The following is a 22643-nucleotide window of genomic DNA, read 5'->3' on the forward strand; positions in this document are numbered from 1 at the left end:
AGCCCGCCCCGACACCCCGCTTCCGGGGCCCCGGCGCGCACAACTCCTGCAATCCGGCCCGTCCGGGCCCTCCGAAGGGCCCGAGAACCGCTGATTGCAGGAGTTGTGCCGACAGCTCGGCGCACCTAGGGCCGACCGCCCAGCCCGGGAAGACCGGCTGAGCGGCCCGTGCCGAACCGTCGCTCGATCAACGGCCGTGGTCCCTGCATCCGGACACCACACAGGACTTCCGCCCTGAAGCCGGCCCAGACACCCCGCTTCCGGGGCCCCGGCGCGCACAACTCCTGCAATCAGGCCCGTCCGGGCCCTCCGAAGGGCCCGAGAACCGCGGGTTGCAGGAGATGTGCCGCGCCGACGATCCGAGCCGCGGCCCGGACATGCAGAAGGGGCGGATGCCGTGTGGCATCCGCCCCTTCCGGGTTTCAGGATCAGCGCAGGGCGTCGACCACGGCGTTCAGCGTGGCCGAGGGGCGCATGATCTTCTCGACGAGCTCCGTGTTCGGGCGGTAGTACCCGCCGATCTCGGCGTGGTGGCCCTGGACGGCGTTGAGCTCGGCGACGATCGTCTGCTCCTCCGCGGCCAGCTTCTCGGCGACCGGGGCGAAGACCTGGGCGAGGTCGGCATCGGTCGACTGCTTCGCCAGCTCCTGCGCCCAGTACAGGGCGAGGTAGAAGTGGCTGCCGCGGTTGTCGATGGTGCCGAGGGCACGGCCGGGCGACTTGTCGTTCTCGAGGAACGTGCCGGTCGCGGCGTCGAGGGTCTGCGCGAGCACGCGGGCACGGTCGTTGCCCGTGGTGTCGGCGAGGTGCTCGAGCGAGGCCGCGAGGGCGAAGAACTCACCCAGCGAGTCCCAGCGGAGGTAGTCCTCTTCGACGAGCTGCTGCACGTGCTTCGGGGCCGAGCCGCCGGCACCGGTCTCGAACAGGCCACCGCCCGCGAGCAGCGGGACGATCGACAGCATCTTGGCGCTCGTGCCCACCTCGAGGATCGGGAACAGGTCGGTGAGGTAGTCGCGCAGCACGTTGCCGGTGACCGAGATCGTGTCCTCACCGCGGCGGATGCGCTCAAGCGAGTACGTCGTCGCCTCGGCGGGGGCGAGGATCTCGATGGTGAGGCCCTCGGTATCGTGGTCGGCGAGGTACTCGTGCACCTTGGCGACGAGGTTGCGGTCGTGCGCGCGGGTCTCGTCGAGCCAGAACACGGCCGGGACGCCGGCGGCGCGGGCGCGCGTGACGGCGAGCTTGACCCAGTCGCGGACGGCGACGTCCTTGGTCTGGGTCGCGCGCCAGATGTCGCCCGTGCTGACCTCGTGCTCGAGCAGCACGTCGCCGTTCGACGCGACGACCTGCACGAGGCCGGGAGCGCCGATCTCGAAGGTCTTGTCGTGGCTGCCGTACTCCTCGGCGGCCTGGGCCATGAGACCGACGTTCGGCACCGAGCCGATGGTGGCCGGGTCGAGAGGTCCGTTGGCGATGACGTCCTCGATGGTCGCCTGGTAGACACCGGCGTACGAGGAGTCGGGGATCACGGCGAGCGTGTCGTCCTCTCCCCCGTCGGCGCCCCACAGCTTTCCGCCGTTGCGGATGAGCGCGGGCATCGACGCGTCGACGATCACGTCGCTCGGCACGTGCAGGTTGGTGATGCCCTTGTCGCTGTTGACGTATGACAGGCGGGGGCCGGATGCCAGAGCGTCGCGGATCTCGGAGGCGATGGCGTCGCCGCCCTCGACGTTCGACAGACCCGCGAGGATCGAGCCGAGGCCGTCGTTGGGGGTCAGGCCGGCCGCGGCGAGAGCGTCGCCGTGGCGGTCGAACACGTCGGCGAAGAACGCCTTGACGACGTGGCCGAAGATGATCGGGTCGCTGACCTTCATCATCGTGGCCTTCAGGTGCACCGAGTAGAGCACGTCGTCGGCCTTCGCCTGCGCGAGGGTGTCGGCGAGGAAGGCGTCGAGGGCCGCGGCCGAGAGGAACGTGGCATCCACGATCTCGCCCTGGAGGACCTTGAGGCCCTCCTTCAGCGTGGTGGTGGAGCCGTCGGCGGCCACGTGCTGGATGGTGAGCACGTCGTCGTCGCCGAGCACGACCGACTTCTCGTTCGAGCGGAAGTCGTCGTGACCGAGGGTCGCGACGCGGGTCTTCGAACCCTCGGCGAACGCCTTGTTGCGGTGGGGGTGCTTCTTCGCGTAGTTCTTCACCGCGAGCGGGGCGCGGCGGTCGCTGTTGCCCTCGCGCAGCACGGGGTTCACAGCGGAGCCCTTGATGCGGTCGTAACGCGCGCGCACGTCCTTGTCTTCGACGCTCGACGCCTCATCGGGGTAGTCGGGGATGTCGTAGCCCTGCGACTGGAGCTCCGCGATCGCGGCCTTCAGCTGCGGGATGGATGCCGAGATGTTCGGCAGCTTGATGATGTTCGCCTCGGGCAGCGTGGCGAGACCGCCGAGCTCGGCCAGCGCGTCGCCGACCTGCTGCTCGGGCGTGAGGCGCTGCGGGAAGGCCGCGAGGATGCGGCCGGCGAGCGAGATGTCGCGGGTTTCGACGTCGACACCCGCCTGCTTCGTGACGGCCTGCACGATGGGCAGGAACGACGCGGTGGCGAGAGCCGGCGCCTCGTCGGTGTACGTGTAAATGATGGTGGAATCGGGCACGTCAGATCTCTCCGTAGAGGCGGCCAGGGTTGCGATTCAGCCTATCGCACGTGGGCAAAGTCTCTTGATGTCGAGATAGTTCTCGGCATCCCTCCGCCGTCCCGTGCGGACTTCTCAGCCCCGGATGCCGTGCTCTCGCGCGGTCCGCGGGTGCGCCAGGCTCTCGCGGGGAACGTCGACCGCCCGCGCCCACCCCGGTCCCTCGACCACGATGCCGCGAGCGACGAGATCGTCGATGGCGGCATCCACCTCTCGAGCGATCTCGGGCGCGACCTCTCCCCCGACCACCATCGACACGATGACGCGGCTGAGATCGTTCACCGTGCGCGCCGTGAGGACGACGACCGCCTGCATCGAGAGGGGTCCGACGCGGGTGGTGAGCAGGGACAGACCGGTCCCGTTGAAGAGCGTGTCAGCGATGAAGCTGCCACGTTCGTAGACGCTGAGCGTCTCTCCCGTCGCACCCGGGTTCGCGTGGGCCGCTCGCTCCGGCGCGGCACGCAGATGTGCGCGCTGCAGAGCCTGCTCGAACGCGAGCAGAACGGCATCCTGAACGCCCTGCGGAACGTGCACCGTGCAGGACAGGGCGATCCGGTGACGCCCCGCGCTCGTCTCGGGCGCTCGCAGGGGCCGGTCAGCATCGTGCACCCGCCCAGCGTATGCACAGGTGACGAGAACCGCATGCGACGGCATGCGATCTTGGGGGCGGGGTGGGGGTGCCGCTAGCCTGGGCCCATGGCTGACCTGCGTCTCGTCGAACTGTCCGCCGCCACGATCGTGGCCGTGAACACCCTGTCGCTCAAGCCCGGGCAGGAGCAGTTCCTCGCGCCGGTCAGTTACGGCATCGCGGCGACCGTCAGCAACCCGCAGACGTCGTGGCAGCGCGTCGTGCTCGACGGCGACGAGGTCGTCGGCTTCGTCAGCGCGAACTTCGACCCGGACGCGCACGAGGAGCACTTCCGATCGGTGCTGTGGCGCATCAACGTCGACGCCGACGAGCAGGGCCGCGGTGTCGGCAGCTACGCGATCGCCGCCGTCCTCGAGGAGGCCCGGGGCCGCGGCATGGACCACGTCGACGTCATCTACGAGCCCGGCGTCGGCGGACCCGAGGCGTTCTTCCAGCGCGTGGGCTTCGAGCCCGTCGGCGAGACCGAGTACGGCGAGATCATCGCCCGCGCCAGCGTCTGACCCGTTCTCGGGCCGACCCGCTGTCCCCCGCTGACTGTTCTCGGGTAGACCCGCGGTGCCCCGGTGAGGGGCGCCGCCGCGCGAACGCGTCGCGCGCGGTCGCAGAGTGCTCCCGGCGATGTTCGGCAGAAATACGGATGCCACGCCCCCGAGGGAACGTGGCATCCGGTGTGCGCTGCCGTCTCAGACGAGGGACTCGCGCCAGGCGGCGTGCAGCTGGGCGAACTTGCCCGTCCCCGCAATCAGGGCGGCGGGAGTGTCGTCCTCGATGATGCGGCCGTGCTCCATCACCAGGACGCGGTCGGCGATTGCCACCGTGGACAGGCGGTGGGCGATGATGATGGCCGTGCGGTCGGCGAGGAGCGTCTGCAGCGCGTTCTGGATCTGGCGTTCGCTCGGGATGTCGAGAGAGGCGGTGGCCTCGTCGAGGATCAGAACGGCCGGGTCGGCCAGGAACGCGCGAGCGAACGAGATCAGCTGACGCTGCCCCGCCGAGACGCGGCCACCGCGCTTGTTCACGTCGGTGTCGTAGCCGTCGGGCAGCTTCGAGATGAACGCGTCGGCACCCACGGCGCGAGCGGCGGCGCGGATCTCGTCCATGGTCGCGTCGGGCTTTCCGAGGGCGATGTTGTCGGCCACCGTTCCGCTGAACAGGTACGCCTCCTGCGTGACCATGACGATCGCGCGCCGCAGATCCTTGGGGTGCAGGAGGCGGAGGTCGACCCCGTCCAGGGTCACCGCCCCCTTCGAGGGGTCGTAAAACCGCGAGACCAGTTTCGCCAGCGTCGACTTTCCGGCACCCGTCGTCCCGACGAGGGCGACGGTCTGCCCCGCCGGGAGGTCGAGCGAGAAGTGCGGCAGGATGACGCGGTCGTCGGAGTACCCGAAGGTCACCTCGTCGAACCGCACGTGGCCCTTCGCGGTCCACAGGTCGACGGGGTCGGTCGGGTCGGGAACCGTCGGCTCCTCTTCCAGAACCCCCGAGACCTTCTCGAGCGCCGCCGTCGCCGATTGGTAGGAATTGAGGAAGAACGCGACTTCCTGCAGCGGCGAGAAGAAGTTCCGCACGTACAGCACCGCCGCGGTGAGCACACCGATCTCGAGGGGCCCGGCGATCACACGACCGCCACCCCAGAGCAGGACGACGGCGACCGAGACCGCGGCGACCGCCATGATCCCGGGTTCGAACGTGCCGAACAGCTTGATCGAGCGCATGTTGACGTCGCGGTAGTCGGCCGCGAGCTTGCCGAACTCCTGATCGTTGCGGGGCTCCTTGCGGAACGCCTTCACCGCGCGGATGCCGGTCATCGACTCGACGAACTTCACGATGACCTGGGCACTGATCACGCGCGACTCGCGGTAGATCACCTGCGAACGCGAGTAGAACCAGCGCATCAACAGGTACATGGGGATTCCCATGACCGTCAGGATCAGCCCCGACTGCCAGTCGATCAGGAAGAGCGCCCCGAGGGTGAACAGGCCGTAGAGCACGCCGGACACGAGCTCGTTGAGGCCACCGTCCAGCAGCTCGCGGATCGTGTCGAGGTCGCTCGTCTGACGCGAGATGATGCGGCCCGAGGTGTACGACTCGTGGAACTCCAGGCTGAGCTTCTGCGTGTGCAGGAAGATCCGCTTGCGCAGATCGAGCATGACCGCCTGCGTGAGACGAGCGGCCACCACGACGTACCACCCGATGAGGACGGCACCGCCGATCCCCGCGAGCAGGTACACGCCCACGACGCCGATGGTCGGCATCCAGTCGGATCGTTCGATGACGGCCGGCAGGGCGTTGTCGATACCGAAGGCGATCAGCGCGGGACCGGCGACGCGCAGAGCGGTCGACACGACGAGGACGGCACCGGCGAGGACGAGCTGCCAGCGCAGGGGCGACACGAGCGTGCCGAGGAGGCGCAGCGAACGCTGGCGGATCGACCGGCTCTCGTCGCGCGTGTAGTCGGAGCGGTCTTCGCCGCTGGTTCCGGACACGGTGGCGGTGCTCATCGGGTCGCCTCCTTGTCGGCGAGGGCATCATCGGTCATGACGGGAATGGCCCCGGTGCGGGCTTCGCGTTCGGCCTGCTCGGCCTCTTCGAGGCTCGAGATCACGTAGCGGTAGTGGTCGCTCTCGCGCAGCAGATCGGAGTGCGTGCCGACCGCGGTGATGCGACCCTCTTCGAGAAGGGCGACCCGATCGGCGAGGGTCACCGTCGACGGGCGGTGCGCGACGACCAGGGCGGTCGTCTCGCTGAGGACCTCGCGCAGGGCGTCCTCGACGAGCGCCTCGGTGTCGACGTCGAGTGCCGACAGCGGATCGTCGAGCACGAGCACGGCCGGGCGCGCGGCGACGGCGCGCGCAAGGGCGAGACGCTGACGCTGTCCGCCCGAGAGGCTGAGCCCCTCTTCACCGATGACGGTGTCGAGTCCGTCCGGCAGGTCGTAGACGAACTGGGCCTGGGCGACCTGCAGGGCTTCGCGCAGGATGTCCTCGGCCTCGTCCGAACCAGGCGTCAGGTCTTCTCGACCCAGCAGCACGTTGTCGCGCACGGTCTGCGAGAACAGCGTCGCGTCTTCGAAGGCCATACCGACGTGACGCCGCAGCTCGGCGAGTGTGAGGTCGCGGACATCCACGCCGTCGATCAGCACGCGCCCGCCCGTGACGTCGTACAGGCGACCGGGCAGGGTCGTCAACGTCGTCTTTCCCGAACCCGTGAGGCCGACGAGGGCCATCGTCTCACCGGGGTGCAGGACCAGGTCGACGCCGTCGAGCAGGTCGCGCTCGGTGTCGGCGGCATCCTGGTACCGGAAGTGGGCGTTCTCGAACGTGAGTTCGCCGCGGGGTTCGGTGAGCGTACGGGGGTTCTCGGGGTCGACGATGGTGTTCTGCTCGTCGAACACCTCGAAGATGCGATCGGTCGCGGTGCGCGCGTCCAGGAGGAACGAGAACAGGAAGCCGATCGACTCCATCGGCCACCGCAGCACCGTGGCCATCGCGAAGAACGCGACCAGCTCGGGCACCTGCAGCTGGCCCAGCTGCGTCAGCACGATGCCCGCGCCGAGGCACACCGCGAAGGCGATGTCGGGCAGAAGAACCAGCCAGAACCAGATCCATCCGATGGCGCGGGCTTTGTCGATCTCGGTCTCGCGCAGCGACTCGGCCTGGCGGGTGAACTTCCTGAGCGCGTGCGCGCCCCGCCCGAACGCCTTGAGGACGCGGATGCCGTGGACGCTCTCTTCCACGGACGTGGCGAGGTCTCCGGCCTGGTCCTGGCTCTGGCGGGTCAGCGCGCCGTAGCGCTTCTCGAAGCGGAAGCCGACGTAGATCACGGGCGCCGAGGTGACGAGGAACAGCGCGCCGAGGAGCCAGTGCCAGCGGAAGAGCAGGACGGCGCCGATGGCGATCGTCAGCATGTTGACCACGAGGAGGATGACGCCGAAGGCCAGCCAGCGGCGGAGCATACTGATGTCCTGCATCATGCGCGAGAGCAGCTGACCGGACTGCCACCGGTCGTGGAACGCGACCGGCAGACGCTGCAGGCGCGAGTAGAACGACTGACGGAGGTCGTACTCGACCTTGGTCGCCGGCGCGAGCACGAACCATCGGCGCAGCCACACCATCGCGGCCTCGGCGAGACCGAGACCGAGCACCGCGAGCGAGCCCCACACCAGGGCTGCAGGATCGAGCGAGGCGATGGGACCGGCGACGATCTGCTCGAGCACCAGCGGGATCGCCAGCGCCAGGAGGCTCGCGATGAGGGCGGTCACGGCACCCGCGATGAGACGCGGGAGCACGGGCCGTGCGATGGGGAGAAGCCGCGCGAGCGCGCGCGGTGTCGAAAGACGGGGCGGAGGCGTAGAGGGAGTCATGATCCTCGTGGGGTCGAAGCGGGCGCCGGGATCGGGCGCGGAAAGAGGTGCCAGGGGCGCGACGAAGGTCGTCGATCGGGGCGGAGCGGGGCGCCGGAGCGCGGACGCGGAGCCCTAGGGGCGTCGGCCGGGTCGTGCAGCACGGGAGGGTGCGGCGGCAACAGGGGCGACGGGGGCGTCGGTCTGGTCCATGGCATCCTCCTTGTTCGGTGAAGCTTCCGCGGGGGGACGGCAGCCCTCCAGGATATCCCTGAGAAAACGCTGGAGGCAAGAGTGTCTTGTGACGACGGGCCGGTCAGACGGCGGATTCGCGTGCCAGCAAGCTCTCTTTCACGTGCGTGCCCCAGGCGAAGCCGCCCATCGACCCGTCGCCGCGCAGCACGCGATGACAGGGCACGAAGAGCGCGACCGCGTTCCGCGCGCAGATGGACGCCGCCGCCCGCACGGCCGACGGTGAGCCGAGCGCCGCGGCGAAGCCCGTGTAGGTGAGGGGCGTTCCCACCTCGATCGCTCGCAGCGCCTCCCACCCGGCGAGCTGGAGGGGTGTCCCCCACTGCGAGACGGCGACGGCGTCGATCGCGGCGAGGTCACCGCTGTAGTACCTGCGCACCGCCTCGGCCGCCGAGGTGTCGCCGGGGCGGATGTCGGCGGGTCGTCGCTCAGGGCGGAGGCGCGCGAGGACGGCGTCGGTGTCGTCGGTCCAGCCGGATACGAGCACCCGGTCGGCCTCATCGGCGAGGATCGCGAACGGCCCGTCGGGGGTCTCGACGAACTGGAGGGTGGCAGCGGTCATGCGAGATTCTCGCTCTCGGTCTCGGGTGCGGGTGAGGAAGGCAGGACGATGTCGGTGCGGAGGCGGGGGCTTCGCCGGCGGGTGGGCGCCGCGGCGACCGCGGCCCCGGACTCCGCCGGCGCGCGCCAGGCCTGCGTCACGGGCGCGGCGTACCAGTAGTGCGCCATCGCGTAGCTGCGCCAGGGCGCCAGCCGCTGCGACCAGCTCGTGAAACCGGCCGGATCGGAGGGGAGGCCGAGGGCCGCCGCACCGGCGCGGGCGGCCACGTCTCCGGGGAGGAGGACGTCCGGGTCGCCGAGCACGCGCATCCGCACGTAGTCGGCGGTCCACGGGCCGATCCCCCGCATCGCCAGGAGCCGCTCCCGTTGCTCGGCACCGTCGTCGCCGGCGCCGAGCTCGAGGCTGCCGTCGGCCAGCGCCGCCGCCGTCTCGACGATCGCCCGCATGCGCGCGGCGGGGCCGCGTAAGACCTCGAGCCCGCGCTCGGCGATCACCGCCGGCGAGGGGAAGAGCGTGAACGGCCGAGGACCGACGGCGGTCTGCTCGCCGAGTTCGGCGGTCAAACGCCCCTGCATCGTGCGGGCCGAGGCCACGCTGATCTGCTGCCCGATCATGGCGCGAAGCAGCATCTCGTCGGCGTCGATCGCCCCGGGCACCCGGACGCCCGGGATCGCCGCGACGGCGGGAGCGAGTTCGGGATGCCGTGCGAGGGCCTCGTCGATCGCGAGCGGATCGGCGTCGAGGTCGAACAGCCTCCGAACGCGGGCGATGAGGGTACCCAGGTCGGCCAGGGCCGAGAGCCGGGCGCGCAGGCGAAGGCGCCCGTCGTCGGCGAGACGCACCTCGAACCACGCCGGCCCCGCCGGAAGACGCGCGACCCGCGCGAACGACCGGTCGTCGCCCTCTTCGACCCCGGGGATCGCGTGGGCCCTCATCCATCCGAACAGACCGATCGTGTCGATCGGCCCGCGGACGGGGAGGGCGAGGTCGATCTCGCCCGCCGAGGCTTCGAGCCCCGAGTCGCGCGAGCGCCGCGCACGGAGATGGCGTGGCGGCATGCCGAACACCTCCCCGATGGTGTCGGTGAACTGTCGGACGCTCGAGAACCCGGCCGAGAACGCGACATCGGCCGACGACAGGTCGGTGCCGACGAGCAACGCCCGAGCCGTGTGGGCCCGGTGCGCGCGGGCGAGGGCGAGTGGACCGGCCCCCAGCTCCGCGGTGAGCAGGCGCGTGAGGTGACGCGAGGAGTAGCCCAATCGGCGGGCGAGTCCCGGAACCCCTTCGCGATCGACGACACCGTCGGCGATGAGGCGCATGGCGCGCGCCACGACGTCGCCGCGGACGTCCCACAGGGGCGAACCGGGAGCCGCCTCGGGCAGACATCTCTTGCACGCGCGGTAACCGGCCTCGTGCGCGGCCGCCGAGGTGGCGTAGAACGTGACGTTCTCTTCCTTCGGCGTGCGCGCAGGGCAGCTCGGACGGCAGTAGATGCGCGTGGACCGGACCGCGGTGACGAACTGCCCGTCGAAGCGTCGATCGCGCGACTGGATGACGCGGTAGCGCTCGGCGAAGCCCGGGAGCTCGGGGACGGTGGTGGTCATGGCATCCACCCTGCCACCGACCTCCGACATCGGCTGGCGGAAATCGGACACGGCCGTGAGACGCCCGATCTCGGACTTCTCCCTCTGCCCGCCCGGGCGCAACCCCGATGCGATGTCGGAGGTCGTCGGTACCGTGAACACCATGAGCGAACGCGAATACGACCTCATCGTCATCGGCGCCGGCCCCGTCGGCGAGAACGTGGCCGACCGAGCCGTCCAGGCCGGCCTCACGGCAGCCATCGTCGAAACCGAGCTCGTCGGCGGCGAGTGCTCGTACTGGGCCTGCATGCCGTCGAAGGCTCTGCTGCGCAGTGCCGCCGCCCTGCGGGCCGCTCGCGACGTCGACGGCGCGAAGCAGGCGGTCACCGGCGACCTCGACATCGCCGCCGTACTGCGTCGACGCGACACCATGACCAGCAACTACGACGACTCCGGCCAGGTGCAGTGGTTGCAGGGCGCGGGCATCGATCTCGTGCGGGGCCACGGCACGCTCACGGGCGAGAAGACGGTCCGCGTCACCGCCGCCGACGGCACGACCACCGACCTCGTCGCGCGCCACGCGGTCGCCGTGTGCACCGGGTCGGCTGCGCTCCTTCCCGACATCCCGGGCCTGGCCGACATCTCGCCGTGGACCAGCCGCGAGGCCACCGCGGTCGAGCAGATCCCCGCCTCGCTCGCGATCATCGGCGGCGGGGTCGTCGGCGCCGAGATGGCCACCGCGTTCCAGAGCCTCGGCAGCGACGTCACGATCATCGCCCGCTCGGGACTGCTCGGCGGCAACGAGCCGTTCGCCGGAGAACTCGTCGCCGACTCCCTGCGCGAACGCGGCGTCACGGTCAAGACGGGCGCCGACACCACCTCGGCTCGTCGCGACGACGACGGTCGTGCCACCCTGGAGCTCTCCGACGGCACCACCGTCACCGCTGACGAGGTGCTCGTCGCGATCGGGCGCACGCCCCGCACGCAAGACCTGGGGGTGGATGCCGTGGGTCTGACGCCGGGCGCCTGGCTCGACGTCGACGACACCCTCCTCGTCCGCGGCTTCGACTGGCTGTACGCCGTCGGCGACGTCAACCACCGCGCGCTGCTCACCCACCAGGGCAAGTACCAGGCTCGCGCGGCCGGTGACGTCATCGCTGCCCGAGCGAAGGGCGACGAGATCGACGACGCGCCGTGGGGCGCGCACGTGGCGACCGCCGATCACGACGCGGTGCCCCAGGTGACCTTCACCGACCCCGAAGTGGCCTCGGTGGGGCTCACCGCGAAGAAGGCCGAAGAGAAGGGCCTGAACGTGAAGGTCCTCGATTACGACCTCGCGAGCGTCGCCGGCTCGAGCGAGCAGTCAGACGCCTACGTGGGCAAGGCCCGCGCGATCGTCGACCTCGATCGGGGCGTGCTGGTCGGTGCGACCTTCGTCGGCCCCGACATCGCCGAGCTGCTGCACTCCGCGACCATCGCGATCGTCGGCGAGGTGCCGGTGAAGCGGCTCTGGCACGCCGTCCCGTCGTACCCGACGGTCAGCGAGGTGTGGCTGCGCCTGCTCGAGACCCTGGGGCGCGACTCGGCCTGAGTCGGGGCGGGCGTGAGACGCCGATCGGTGCTCGACCGGGCAGGGGCATGGCCTGTCGCGTGTCGCTCGTCCCCCCGCCCCTCTCCCGAGGGAGTCGCACGAAATAAGGTCGCTTCATGTCACGCTCCGTCGCCCTGATCCGTGGAGTCGGTGGACCCACGGCGATGAAGATGCCCGCGCTGCGCGAAGTGCTGGCATCCGCCGGTCTGGGTGAGGTCGAGACGCTGCAGGTCGCGGGCAACCTCGTACTCAACCCGGGGCGGCGCAGTTCCGCCACCATCGCGAAGACGGTGCGCGCGGCGGTGCGGGACGGATTCGGCTTCGATCTGCCCGTCATCGTCCGCACACACGCCGAGCTCGCCGACGCGTACGCGCGCAATCCGTTCGCTTCCGATCCGGAGGGGCGGTGGGTGCAGACCGTCTTCCTCGACCAGCCCGCCTCCACGACCACTCTCGAGCTCCCTGCCGACGCGCCCGAGCAGGCCGTGGTCGACGGGCGCGAGGTGTTCGTGCGCTACCCCGACGGCATCGGGCGGTCCAAGGTACAGGCGAGCTACATCGAGAAGCGGCTCGGCGCCATCGGCACTGCGCGCAACGCCAACACCGTCGCGAAGCTCATCGCGATGAGCGCGTGAGCGCAGCGGCATCCGTCGCGTCGAGCGACGGGGGCGCCGCGGACCCGGTCGAGCGCTGACGGATCGTCACGGCGACCGCCGCACACGCGATGACAGCCAGACCGCCCGCGACGGTCCCCAGCGTGAGCGGCTCTCCGAGCACAAGGGCGGCCCAGGCCAGCGACAGCACCGGCTGGGCGAGCTGCAGCTGGCTGACACGAGCCATGGGTCCGATCGCGAGTCCGCGATACCAGGCGACGAATCCGAGGAACATGCTCACGACAGCCAGGTAGGCGAACGACCCCCACGCGGCGGAATCAGCGTTGATCGGCGTGCGGATCGCCGCGAACAGAGTGAGGCCGATCATCACCGGGCTCGACAGCACGAGCGCCCATGAGATCGTCTGCCACGCGCCGAGCTCGCGCGAGAGAACCCCGCCCTCGGCGTAACCGACGGCGGCAGCCACGACCGCGCCGAGCAGAAGCAGGTCGGTGGCGTGCAGCCCGTCGCCACCCGAGCCGCCGACCGCGAAGGCCACGGCGACGACGGCCCCGATCACGGCCGCGATGCAGAACCCGCGGCCGGGCCGCTCGCGCGTGCGGAGCACCGCGGCCGCGGCGGTGGCGGCGGGAAGCACGGCGATCACGACCGCGCCGTGACTCGCGGGCGCCGAGGTCAAGGCGAACGAGGTCAGCAGCGGAAAGCCCAGCACCGCTCCCCCGCCGACGATGGCCAGACGCGCGGCCTGCTTGAGCGACGGCATCCGGGATCTCGTCACCGCGAGCGCGACCCCCGCGATCGCCGCGGCCACGACGGCGCGGCCCGCCCCGACGAAAAGCGGGTCGAGCTGAACGACGGCGACGCGGGTGAAGATCACGGTGAACGAGAAGGCGAGCACGCCGAGACCACCCCACACGAGGCCGCGGCGCGAGACGTGTTCGGATGCGGGCTGCATCCCTCCACCCTGCGAGATCGGGCGCACCGCCCGCGCGGTCCACTCACCCCCGCGTGGCCTGCGGCTCGCCCTCGACCGGTTCGGGGCGAATCCCGTCGTTTGGGGCGGACATCTCACGCCCCAAACGACAAAACGCGCCCCAAAGCGGCCTCATCCACTCCGCGCGGTCCACCCCGCCCCGCGTGGCCTGCGGTCCGCGCTTCCCCCGGGTTTGGGGCGAATCCCGTCGTTCGGGGCGGACATCTCACGCCCCAAACGACAACAAGCGCCCCAAACCGCGCCCCGCGGGCCCTCGCAATGCCCCGCCCATGCCAAGGCCCACACCCCGAAACCCCACACCGCCCCCGCGACCGAGGTCGCGAGGGCGGTGCGAAGCGCGACGGCTCAGTGGAAGAAGTGGCGCTCTCCCGTGAAGAACATCGTGACGCCGGCGGCGCGCGCGGCGTCGACGACCTCGGCATCCCGAACCGATCCGCCGGGCTGGATGATCGCCGAGATGCCGGCGTCGATCAGCACCTGCGGGCCGTCGGCGAAGGGGAAGAAGGCGTCGGATGCCGCGATGGAGCCGGCGGCGCGGTCACCGGCGCGCTCGACCGCGAGGCGGCAGGAGTCGACGCGGTTGACCTGGCCCATGCCGATGCCGACCGTGGCCGAGCCCTTCGCGAGCACGATCGCGTTCGACTTCACCGCGCGGCACGACTTCCACGCGAAGATGAGGCTCTCCATGTCTTCGTCGGCGGGACGCTCGCCCGAGACGAGCTCCCAGTTCTTCGCGACCGACTCGATGTCGTCGGGGAAGCGATCGGCGTCCTGCAGCAGCAGGCCGCCCGACACGAGGCGGACGTCCATGCGCTCCTGCTGCCAGTCGTTCGGCAGGCGCAGCACGCGGAGGTTCTTCTTGAGCTTGAACACCTCGAGCGCCTCGGGCTCGAAGTCGGGCGCGATGATCACCTCGGTGAAGATGTCGCGCAGGTTCTCGGCCATCTTGAGCGTCACGGTCCGGTTCGCGGCGATCACGCCGCCGAAGGCCGAGACGGGGTCGCACTCGTGCGCGCGCAGGTGCGCCGAGGCGATCGGGTCGAGGGCGTTGGGGGCGGCGACAGCGATACCGCAGGGGTTCGCGTGCTTGATGATCGCCACGGCCGGCTTGACCATGTCGAAGGCGGCGCGGAGGGCCGCGTCGGCGTCGACGTAGTTGTTGTACGACATCTCCTTGCCCTGCAGCTGCGTGGCCTGGGCGATGCCGTGACCGCCGACGCGCGTGTAGATCGCGGCGCGCTGGTGCGAGTTCTCGCCGTAGCGCAGGGTCGACAGACGCTCGGCCTGGATGGTGAGGTGCGCGGGCAGGTCGATGTCGTCGGCGAGGGTGCCTTCGGCGAACCAGGTTGAGACGGCGGTGTCGTAGGCGGCGGTGTGCGAGAAGGCGCGGGCGGCAAGTTCGCGGCGCTGCACGAGGTTCGTGCCGCCGTTGGCCTGCAGGGCGTCAATGATCGCGGGGTACGACTCGGGCGAGACGACGATCGCGACGTTCGCGTGGTTCTTGGCCGAGGCGCGCACCATGGCGGGGCCGCCGATGTCGATCTGCTCGACGACATCGTCGCCCTCGGCACCGGATGCCACGGTCTCGACGAACGGGTAGAGGTTCACGACGACGAGCTCGAAGGGGCGGATGTCGAGCTCTTCGAGCTGCGCCTCGTGCGAGGCCAGACGCAGGTCGGCGAGGAGGCCCGCGTGCACGCTCGGGTGCAGGGTCTTGACGCGTCCGTCGAGCGACTCGGGGAAGCCGGTCACCGACGAGACGTCCGTGACGGCGTATCCGGCGTCGCGGAGGAGGGTGGCCGAGCCGCCGGTCGAGACGATCTCGACGCCCGCGGCGGCGAGGGCCGCACCGAGTTCGAGCAGACCGGTCTTGTCGCTCACCGACACCAGTGCGCGGCGGATCGGGACGATGTCTCGGGGGCGGTAGTCGGCGGGGTCGTGGCGGGGTCCGGCCATGGCGTTCGGCTCCTGTGTCTCGAGTCGGGTTCGGATGCGCGACGGGCCGGCGCCCGTCGAGCGGGTCAGGCTGTTCGGGATGCCGCGGCGGCGAGGTCGAGCTCGCCTTCGGCGATCTGTCGGACGACGTCGATGAGCAGACGTCGTTCGACGGGCTTGATGCGGTCGTGCAGCGAGTCCTCGTCGTCGCCGGGGAGCACGGGGATGCGCTCCTGGGCGAGGATGGGCCCGGTGTCGACGCCGGAGTCGACGGCGATCACGCTCGCGCCGGTCTGGGTCACACCCGCGGCGAGGGCGTCTCGCACGCCGTGCGCTCCGGGGAACTCGGGCAGGTAGGCGGGGTGGGTGTTGATGATGCGCGGTTCCCACGCGGCGACGAGGTCGGCGGGGAGCAGACGCATCATTCCGCTGAGCACGACGAGGTCGGGGTTCCACACCGACAGCTGGGCCCCGAGCTCGGCGCCCCACTCTTCGCGTGACGCGAAGGCGCTGAAGGGAACGAGGAAGGTCGGGATGCCGAAATGCTCGGCGTGGGCGAAGCCGTCGGCCTCGCGATCGGCACCGACCGCGATCACGCGCGCCGGAAAGTCGGGGGCGGATGCCGCCTCGAGCAGGGCGCGGAGGTTCGAGCCGGTGCCGGAGATGAGGACGGCGACCGTGAGCACGCGCTCAGTCTACGCAGGTGCGCTCGAGCGCGCGGGCCCGCCCGAACGGGACGGCGAGGGCGCGGCGCGGTCCGAGCGACCGGTCCGGGCGGCCCTGTCGATACGAGCACGGGAACCTCCGCGGCGCGGAAAGGTGGTCGTCAGCCCTTGTCGCCGGGTTCTCCGCCGTGCTCCGACCAGGCCGCGCGGATCCGCGCGCGCACCTCGTCGTCGGTGAGGTCGTCCGACGCCCCCGCACTCTCCGCCGACGTCACCGGGGCGGACGGCGTCGGATCGGAAGCGGGGGGAAGGGGCACCGAGCGCGTCGACGCTCCCCCGCCGGCCCGCGAGGACGACGTCTCGAAGTCCGAGGCGCCTCCCCGTGTCCCGAGTGCGGTGTCGGTCGCGACGGCATCCGGATCGCGGTACGAGCTCGGCCACACGTCGTGGGCGATCCCCGCCCCGAGCCGGGACCCCGTCGGGGTCGGACCCGTCGCGTGTTCGTCACGGTCGAAGGGCACGTGCTCGCGAGCGGCGAAGGAGAACCCGCGGTCTTCGCGCTCCTCGAACCGGTCGTCGCCCTCGTCGGCCCCGAACCTCGGGCTCAACAGCAGGATGGCGAGGCCCACGAGCACCTCCAGACCGAGAGTCAGCGCGAGCGGTCCCGGCTGCGGGCCCGTGTCGACGAGCCGGCCGGGCCCCATCGACCCCGACGAGACGACGGCGGCGAGCGCCCCCATCCCGCCGGTGAGCGCGGCGACCGCGACGGCCAGCACCAGCCGGGGCCCGAGGGGCTCGGGGCCGGTGGAGAACGGCATCCGGGATCGGAGGATCCACCCCGTCAACGCGCCCACGGCGACGGGCAGCAGGGCGAGGAGCAGCAGCCACGACGACGTCGAGTCGGGCACCGCCCCGAGCACCGGGATGCCGGGGAGCGCGCCGACCTGCGTCGCGGCCGGGGTCACCGCGGTGTCGGTGCCGAGGGCGAACCCAGGACCGGCGGCGAACGACATCCCCCACAGGACGAGGGTCGGGAGGTAGAGCAGTTGACCGAGCGCGATGACGGTCGCGCCGATGAGGTCGGCGTTGCTCGCCTGGTAGAGGCCGATGACCTGCGAGGCGCGGGCGATGAGCCCGGCCACCACGACCACGGCGCCCACACCGACGAGCCCGAGGGTGGTGAGCGCGAGTCCGCGCAGCGCGAGTCCGGGCACGGGCGCCCAGGCGGTCGGCATCCGCTCGATCCTCTCGCGGAGGGCGTCGACCGGACCGTCGTCGCCGACGCGCCACGCGCCGACCAGGGCGCCGATGAGCGAGGGGACGAGGAAGATCAGCGAGGGCAAGAGGATCGCGAGCCAGGTCTCGGATGCCACGAGAGCTGCGCCCGAGGTGAGCGCCACTCCCGCGGAGAGGGCCGCGAAGACGAGCGATCCCGAAATCCATCCGGTCAGCCCGCCACCCGCCTCGGCCGCGCGTGCCCCCGAGCGGGCCGCGAAGAGCCCGGTGAACGCCGCGAAGGCGAGGGGCGCGAGCGAGAGCGTGAAGGTCGCGAAGGTCGGGTCGATCCCGGTGACGGCCAGGTACGCGTCGGGCAGCGTGACCGTCACGGGGACGAGGTGGCCGAGGTGCCACACCGCGGCGGCAGCGGGCCAGAGCGCTCCCCAGTCGGGGCTGCCGACTCCGAAGACCCAGAGCAGCGTGAGAGGTGCGAGCACGACCGCGATGCCACCCGCGGCCGCCAGGACGGCGTCGAGGGCGGCGAGGAGTGCGATGAGGAGGCGATGCATGGGCGAGAGGAACCCTACCCGCGACGCGCGTGACCGCCGCTCAGGCGCGGCGGCATCCGCCGCACGGAGGAGTCGTCGCTCGAGGTGCGGGCACCCGCCGGAACGGGTGCCCGCACGACCCGGGTGTCATCCGAGCGACAGGGCCGTCCACGACACCGGCGGCAGCGTCACGGTGAGGGTTCCCGCCGAAATCGTCGCCGTCTCGTTGGATGCCGGCGCGACGCGCTCGGGGTCTTCGAGCGTGTTCGCGGCGGATCGGTCGTCATCGGCGAGCGTGTGCGACTCGAGGACCGCGATCTCTCCGAGCGCCGAGACGTCGATCGTCACGTCGAGGGCCTCGGTGGTCGAGCGGTTCACGAGGAACACCGCGCTCCGGCCGGTCTCGGCGTCGTGCGTGGCCACGGCGTCGACCAACGGAACCTCGCCGTACGCCGCGGTCGTGTAGGTCGGCGCCTGCAGATCGAGGCGCAGCGCCTCCCCCTGCGCCAGACGCGAGGTGATCGAGAACGGGAAGAACGTGGTCTGCTTCCATGCGATCCCGCCCGGCTCCGTCATGATCGGCGCGATCACGTTGACCAGCTGGGCGAGAGAAGCGGATGCCACCCGGTCGGCGTGCTTGAGGAGCGAGATCATGAGGTTGCCGAAGACGACGGCATCCAGCACCGAGTACGAGTCTTCGAGCAGGCGCGGGGCGACGGGGAAGTTGTCGACTCCGGAGAGCTTGTCGACCTCGTGGTAGCGGTCGATGTACCAGACGTTCCACTCGTCGAACGAGATGTCGATGCGCTTCGCGGACTGCTTGACCGCGCCGACGTGGTCGGCCGTGGCGACGACCTTCTCGATGAACCCGTCCATGTCGACCGCCGAAGCGAGGAAGCTGTCGACGTCGCCACCGCGCTCCTCGTAATAGGCGTGGCACGAGATGAGGTCGACGTCGTCGTAGGTGTGCGTGAGCACGACCCGCTCCCACTCGCCGAAGGTCGGCATGTGAGCGCTCGACGAGCCGCAGACCACGAGCTGCAGGTCGGGGTCGAACATGCGCATCGCCTTGGCCGCCTGCGACGCGATCTTGCCGTAATCGTCGGCGGAGCGGTGGCCCAGCTGCCACGGGCCGTCCATCTCGTTGCCGAGGCACCACATGCGCACGTCGAACGGCGCCGAATGACCGTTGGCGATGCGCTGGTCGCTGAGCGCGGTGCCGCCGTGGGCGTTGGAGTACTCGAGCAGGTCGAGCGCCTCGAGTGTCCCCCGCGTGCCGAGGTTGACGGCCATCATGAGGTCGGAGCCGACCTTGTCGAGCCACGACGAGAACTCGTGCAGGCCGATCTCGTTCGTCTCGGTCGAGTGCCACGCGAGGTCGATCCGGCGCGGACGCTGCTCGACGGGACCCACGGAGTCCTCCCACCGGAAACCCGAGACGAAGTTGCCGCCGGGGTAGCGGATGGTGTCGACACCGAGCTCCTTCACGAGATCGATGACGTCCTGGCGGAAGCCCTCGGCATCCGCCGTCGGGTGACCCGGCTCGAAGATTCCGGTGTAGATGTGGCGGCCGAGGTGTTCGACGAACCCGCCGAAGATCTTGCGCCGGATCGGGCCGATGACGGATCCGGGGTCGATGGTGAGACGTGCGTCAGGCATGGGTGAGCTTTCTGTGGTCGTGCGAGAAGAAGAGGTCGGGGTGCGCAGGGGCGTCACTTCACGCTGCCGAGCGTCAGGCCGCCCTGCCAGTAGCGCTGCAGCAGGAGGAACGACAGCAGCAACGGCAGCACCGAGATGAAGGCGCCCGAGGTGATGAGGTTCCACACCTGCTCGCCGCCGGCACCCGCGTTCGACAGCGCGAGCCAGCGGTTGAGCCCCACGGTCACCGGAAGGGTCTCGGGATTGGTGAGCATCGCGAGCGGCAGGAAGAAGTTGTTCCACGTGCCCACGATCGACAGCAGCAGCACCGTGACGATCGCGGGACGCAGCAGGGGGACGACGATCGTGGTGAACGTGCGCCACTCCCCCGCGCCGTCGATGCGCGCGGCCTCGAGCAACTCATCGGGCACGGTGTCCTGCGTGTAGACGCGCATCAGGTAGACGGCGAACGGGTTCAGAAGCGAGGGCAGGATGACGGCCCATCCGGTGTTCACGAGGCCGTACTGGCTGAGCAGCATGAACTGCGGGATGACCAGTGCGGTCAGCGGCACCATGACCGACCCGAGGATCATGCCGAACACGAACCCCCGTCCGCGGAAGCGGTACTTCGCGAAGCCGTAGCCGGCGAGCACGGCCACGATCGTCGCGCCGACCCCCGACACGAACGAGTAGACGAACGAGTTGCCGAGCCAGGTCCAGTAGATGCCGCCCTGGTGCTCGAAGAGGCCCGCGATGTTGGCGAACAGCTGCATCGGATCGTCGAACCAGAACGCGGGGCTCGAGAAGAGTCCGCCCGTGCTCTTGGTCGCGGCGACGAACAGCCACCAGATGGGGATGACGAAGTACAGGGCGAGCACCAGCAGAAGCACGTGCGAACCGATGCGGCGTCCGCCCTGGGCGACGCGGGCGTTGCGACGCGCCTCGCGGCGTGCCGAGCGGTCGGGGCGACCCGCGCCGGCGGTGACGATGGTGCGCGTGCGATCGTCTCGCGCGGTGGTGGGGACGGCCATCACTTGAGTCCGTTCTGCTTGCGGGTGAGGAAGAGGAAGCCGAACGAGCCGATGAAGACCACGATCGCGAGCGAGAACGCGATCGTCGAGGCGTAGTTGAACTGGCTGTAGCTGAAGGCGAGGGCGTACGCGTACATGTTCGGCGTGTACTCCGCTGGCAAGGCCCCGGAGGCGATCGAACGCAGGACCGTCGGCTCGGTGAAGAACTGCAGCGTTCCGATCAGCGCGAAGGTGATGACCATCACCATCGACGAGGCGATCATCGGCACCTTGATACGCGTCGCGATCTGCAACCCGCTGGCGCCGTCGACGCGCGCGGCCTCGTAGATCGAGGGGTCGATCGAGCGCAGCGCGGCGTAGATGACGATCATGTAGTAGCCCGACCACTGCCAGGTCACGATGTTGACGAGGCTGCCGAAGATCGCGCTGCTGGCGAGGAAGTCGGGGGCGTCGAGACCGAACAGCCCGAAGATCGTGCCGGCCGGGCCGAAGCGGGGGCTGTAGAGGAAGCTCCACATCAGCGCACCGATGACGACGGGGATCGCGTACGGCGCGAAGATCAGCAGGCGCGACGCCTTCGCCAGCCAGGTGCCGAGCGTGTCGAGCACGAGGGCGGCGACGAGCGCGACGAGCAGCTGCGCCGGGATCATCACGACCGCGTACAGCGCGACGCGACCCAGCCCACCGAGGAAGAGCGGATCGGTGAAGGCCTTCAGATAGTTGGCTGCTCCGACGAACTTGGTGCCCGTGGCCAGCGTCGAGCTGAACAGGCTCATCCCGAAGGCGTAGATGAGAGGAAAGATCAGGAACGCGGCGAAGATCACGAGGAACGGCGTGATGAAGAGCCACCCGACGCGCTGTCGACGCGCGTGTCCGGTGGCGCGGCGCCGCGACGGCGTCGTGAGGGTGTGCGTGGCCATGGGGTCTCCCGGTGGGACGGTGGCGAGAGGGATGGGGCGGACGGTGGGCCGACCGTCAGGTCGGCCCACCGGGGACTCACTTGATCGTGAAGCCCTGCTCCGTGGCGTACTGCTCGAGGCTCGACTGGAGGTCGTCGAGCGCAGCGGAGGCATCCTTCGAGCCGTCGACCGTCACGGCCGTGACCTGCTGCTGGAGCTGGTCGTAGGCGTAGTTCTGGAACGGGCTAAAGGTGAAGCCGCTGTAGCCTGCGGCCGCGGGCAGGAAGACCTCTTTGTTGATCTGCTGGCCACCGAAGAAGGGCGATTCGAGCTCACGGAAGTAGTCCGAGTCGAGGATGGGCTTCCACAGCGGGAAGAGCGCTGCCTTCTCGATGCCGATCTTCCACGCCTCTTCGGTGCCGAAGACCTCCTTGGCGACGGTCGCCGCAGCCGCCTTGTCCTTCGCCTGGCTCGTGACCGCGAAGGTCGAGCCGCCCCAGTTGACCTGCACGGGCTTCGCGGGGTCCCACTGCGGGATGGGGGCGGCGCGCCACGTGGCGCTGTCGTCGGTACCCTCGAGTCCCTGCAGATAGCCGGGGCCCCACGCGGCGGCGACGTAAATGGCGTAGGTGCCATCGACCAGCTTGGTGTTGTAGTCGGCGGTGAACGCCTCGTCGGTGGCGACCAGGCCCTTCGACGTGAGCTTCTGCCAGTACTCGAGCACGTCCTTCGACCCCTGGTCGTTGACGTCGATGCCGATGTCGGTGGGGGCGGCGCTGTCGTAGGTGAACGGCTTCGAGCCCGCCTGGGCGAACAGGGCCTGCGTGAACGCGCGACCGTTGGGCGGGAAGTTGGCGAGGACTCCGGGGGCTCCGGCGTCCTTGAGCTTCTGCGCGGCGTCGGCGAACTCGGCCCAGGTGGTGGGAGCGGCGATGCCGTACGTGTCGAGGATGTCCTGACGGTAGAGCATGCCCATCGGACCGCCGTCGACCGGGATCGCGTAGACCGCGTCGCCGCTGGAGACGTCCTTCCAGGCGCCATCGGTGTAGTTGCCCTTGACGTCAGCGGCGCCGTAGGCCGACAGGTCGACGAGCGCGTTGCGGATCGAGAAGCTCGAGAGCACCTCGGATTCGAGCATGATCACGTCGGGGGCTCCCGAGCCCGACTCGATCGACGTCGAGAACTTCGTGTACTCGTCGTTGCCCTGCCCGGCGTTGGTCCAGCAGATCTGCACGTCGTCGTGGTTCTGGTTGAACAGGTCGACGACCTGCTCGAACGACGGGTACCACGCCCAGACGCTCACCTGCGTGGCATCCGGCTTCAGGATCTCGTTGGTGCACGAGGCAGCGGCGGACCCGGATGCCGAGCTGCATCCGGTCAGTGCGGCCGCGGCCACGGCGACAATGCCGAGACCGGCGAAGACCTTGTTCTTCAT

At 70.1% G+C, this 22643-nt stretch carries 17 protein-coding genes; 3 read left to right on the forward strand and 14 right to left on the reverse strand.

Going from position 1 to position 22643, the window contains the following annotated elements; genetic code table 11:
• Window positions 1-428: 428 nt before the first annotated feature.
• Window positions 429-2648, reverse strand: a complete 2220-nt coding sequence (locus AB6V31_RS11735; protein WP_369365821.1) for an NADP-dependent isocitrate dehydrogenase — start codon at window positions 2646-2648, stop codon at window positions 429-431.
• A gap of 114 nt (window positions 2649-2762) precedes the next feature.
• Window positions 2763-3296, reverse strand: a complete 534-nt coding sequence (locus AB6V31_RS11740) for a hypothetical protein (RefSeq protein ID WP_369365823.1) — start codon at window positions 3294-3296, stop codon at window positions 2763-2765.
• 87 nt (window positions 3297-3383) lie between these two features.
• On the opposite strand from AB6V31_RS11740, the gene AB6V31_RS11745 reads away from it, so the two are divergent.
• A complete protein-coding gene (locus tag AB6V31_RS11745; RefSeq protein ID WP_074694046.1) occupies window positions 3384-3836 on the forward strand; it encodes a GNAT family N-acetyltransferase in 453 nt (150 codons plus the stop codon).
• Between the two features lie 183 nt (window positions 3837-4019).
• Here the strand turns inward: AB6V31_RS11745 and AB6V31_RS11750 are convergent, their stop codons facing one another.
• From AB6V31_RS11750 to AB6V31_RS11765, 4 genes are all read right to left on the reverse strand, one after another.
• Complete coding sequence (locus tag AB6V31_RS11750) at window positions 4020-5837, reverse strand: ABC transporter ATP-binding protein (protein WP_369365825.1); 1818 nt, start codon at window positions 5835-5837, stop codon at window positions 4020-4022.
• On the reverse strand, window positions 5834-7699 hold the full coding sequence (locus AB6V31_RS11755) for an ABC transporter ATP-binding protein (protein ID WP_056226659.1): 1866 nt from the start codon (window positions 7697-7699) through the stop codon (window positions 5834-5836). The genes AB6V31_RS11750 and AB6V31_RS11755 overlap by 4 nt, the downstream gene beginning before the upstream one ends.
• Window positions 7700-7994: 295 nt before the next feature.
• The gene (locus AB6V31_RS11760) at window positions 7995-8492 is read right to left on the reverse strand and encodes a methylated-DNA--[protein]-cysteine S-methyltransferase (RefSeq protein WP_268103394.1); all 498 of its coding nucleotides are present in this window, start codon (window positions 8490-8492) and stop codon (window positions 7995-7997) included.
• Window positions 8489-10096 carry an AlkA N-terminal domain-containing protein gene (locus AB6V31_RS11765; RefSeq protein WP_369365827.1) on the reverse strand — a complete coding sequence of 536 codons (1608 nt, stop codon included), beginning with the start codon at window positions 10094-10096 and terminating at the stop codon, window positions 8489-8491. The genes AB6V31_RS11760 and AB6V31_RS11765 overlap by 4 nt, the downstream gene beginning before the upstream one ends.
• A gap of 142 nt (window positions 10097-10238) precedes the next feature.
• Between AB6V31_RS11765 and AB6V31_RS11770 the strand changes: the two genes are divergently transcribed.
• Complete coding sequence (locus AB6V31_RS11770; protein ID WP_369365829.1) at window positions 10239-11666, forward strand: NAD(P)/FAD-dependent oxidoreductase; 1428 nt, start codon at window positions 10239-10241, stop codon at window positions 11664-11666.
• Window positions 11667-11782: 116 nt separating this feature from the next.
• Entirely contained in the window at window positions 11783-12301 is a 519-nt protein-coding gene (locus AB6V31_RS11775) for a DUF1697 domain-containing protein (RefSeq protein WP_369365831.1), read from the forward strand.
• Here AB6V31_RS11775 and AB6V31_RS11780 read toward each other — a convergent pair.
• From AB6V31_RS11780 to AB6V31_RS11815, 8 genes are all read right to left on the reverse strand, one after another.
• On the reverse strand, window positions 12282-13235 hold the full coding sequence (locus tag AB6V31_RS11780) for a DMT family transporter (protein WP_369365833.1): 954 nt from the start codon (window positions 13233-13235) through the stop codon (window positions 12282-12284). The two genes, AB6V31_RS11775 and AB6V31_RS11780, sit on opposite strands and share 20 nt — an antisense overlap.
• 384 nt (window positions 13236-13619) lie before the next feature.
• Window positions 13620-15230: a bifunctional phosphoribosylaminoimidazolecarboxamide formyltransferase/IMP cyclohydrolase gene (purH, locus tag AB6V31_RS11785; protein ID WP_056226652.1), complete on the reverse strand. Its 1611-nt coding sequence runs from the start codon at window positions 15228-15230 to the stop codon at window positions 13620-13622.
• A 65-nt stretch (window positions 15231-15295) separates the two neighbouring features.
• The gene (gene purN, locus AB6V31_RS11790; RefSeq protein WP_369365835.1) at window positions 15296-15895 is read right to left on the reverse strand and encodes a phosphoribosylglycinamide formyltransferase; all 600 of its coding nucleotides are present in this window, start codon (window positions 15893-15895) and stop codon (window positions 15296-15298) included.
• A gap of 140 nt (window positions 15896-16035) precedes the next feature.
• Window positions 16036-17661 (reverse strand): DUF6350 family protein, encoded by a 1626-nt coding sequence (locus tag AB6V31_RS11795; RefSeq protein ID WP_256335501.1) that lies wholly within the window; start codon window positions 17659-17661, stop codon window positions 16036-16038.
• A gap of 126 nt (window positions 17662-17787) precedes the next feature.
• Complete coding sequence (locus AB6V31_RS11800) at window positions 17788-19299, reverse strand: alpha-N-arabinofuranosidase (RefSeq protein ID WP_369365837.1); 1512 nt, start codon at window positions 19297-19299, stop codon at window positions 17788-17790.
• A 53-nt stretch (window positions 19300-19352) separates the two neighbouring features.
• Entirely contained in the window at window positions 19353-20309 is a 957-nt protein-coding gene (locus tag AB6V31_RS11805) for a carbohydrate ABC transporter permease (RefSeq protein WP_369365839.1), read from the reverse strand.
• Window positions 20309-21229, reverse strand: coding sequence for a carbohydrate ABC transporter permease (locus AB6V31_RS11810; RefSeq protein ID WP_056226644.1), 921 nt, complete (start codon window positions 21227-21229; stop codon window positions 20309-20311). The genes AB6V31_RS11805 and AB6V31_RS11810 overlap by 1 nt, the downstream gene beginning before the upstream one ends.
• A gap of 76 nt (window positions 21230-21305) precedes the next feature.
• A complete protein-coding gene (locus AB6V31_RS11815; RefSeq protein WP_074694037.1) occupies window positions 21306-22643 on the reverse strand; it encodes an ABC transporter substrate-binding protein in 1338 nt (445 codons plus the stop codon).

This window comes from Microbacterium sp. 16-032 (assembly GCF_041079455.1).
Classification (GTDB): Bacteria; Actinomycetota; Actinomycetes; order Actinomycetales; family Microbacteriaceae; genus Microbacterium; species Microbacterium testaceum_A.

Excerpts from the sequence above, each read along its gene's own strand:
- AB6V31_RS11745 (WP_074694046.1), top strand. The coding sequence starts at position 3,384 with ATGGCTGACCTGCGTCTCGTCGAACTGTCCGCCGCCACGATCGTGGCC.
- AB6V31_RS11750 (WP_369365825.1), bottom strand. The coding sequence starts at position 5,837 with ATGAGCACCGCCACCGTGTCCGGAACCAGCGGCGAAGACCGCTCCGAC.
- AB6V31_RS11755 (WP_056226659.1), bottom strand. The coding sequence starts at position 7,699 with ATGACTCCCTCTACGCCTCCGCCCCGTCTTTCGACACCGCGCGCGCTC.
- AB6V31_RS11760 (WP_268103394.1), bottom strand. The coding sequence starts at position 8,492 with ATGACCGCTGCCACCCTCCAGTTCGTCGAGACCCCCGACGGGCCGTTC.
- AB6V31_RS11765 (WP_369365827.1), bottom strand. The coding sequence starts at position 10,096 with ATGACCACCACCGTCCCCGAGCTCCCGGGCTTCGCCGAGCGCTACCGC.
- AB6V31_RS11770 (WP_369365829.1), top strand. The coding sequence starts at position 10,239 with ATGAGCGAACGCGAATACGACCTCATCGTCATCGGCGCCGGCCCCGTC.
- AB6V31_RS11775 (WP_369365831.1), top strand. The coding sequence starts at position 11,783 with ATGTCACGCTCCGTCGCCCTGATCCGTGGAGTCGGTGGACCCACGGCG.
- AB6V31_RS11780 (WP_369365833.1), bottom strand. The coding sequence starts at position 13,235 with ATGCAGCCCGCATCCGAACACGTCTCGCGCCGCGGCCTCGTGTGGGGT.
- purH (WP_056226652.1), bottom strand. The coding sequence starts at position 15,230 with ATGGCCGGACCCCGCCACGACCCCGCCGACTACCGCCCCCGAGACATC.
- AB6V31_RS11795 (WP_256335501.1), bottom strand. The coding sequence starts at position 17,661 with ATGCATCGCCTCCTCATCGCACTCCTCGCCGCCCTCGACGCCGTCCTG.
- AB6V31_RS11800 (WP_369365837.1), bottom strand. The coding sequence starts at position 19,299 with ATGCCTGACGCACGTCTCACCATCGACCCCGGATCCGTCATCGGCCCG.
- AB6V31_RS11805 (WP_369365839.1), bottom strand. The coding sequence starts at position 20,309 with ATGGCCGTCCCCACCACCGCGCGAGACGATCGCACGCGCACCATCGTC.
- AB6V31_RS11810 (WP_056226644.1), bottom strand. The coding sequence starts at position 21,229 with ATGGCCACGCACACCCTCACGACGCCGTCGCGGCGCCGCGCCACCGGA.
- AB6V31_RS11815 (WP_074694037.1), bottom strand. The coding sequence starts at position 22,643 with ATGAAGAACAAGGTCTTCGCCGGTCTCGGCATTGTCGCCGTGGCCGCG.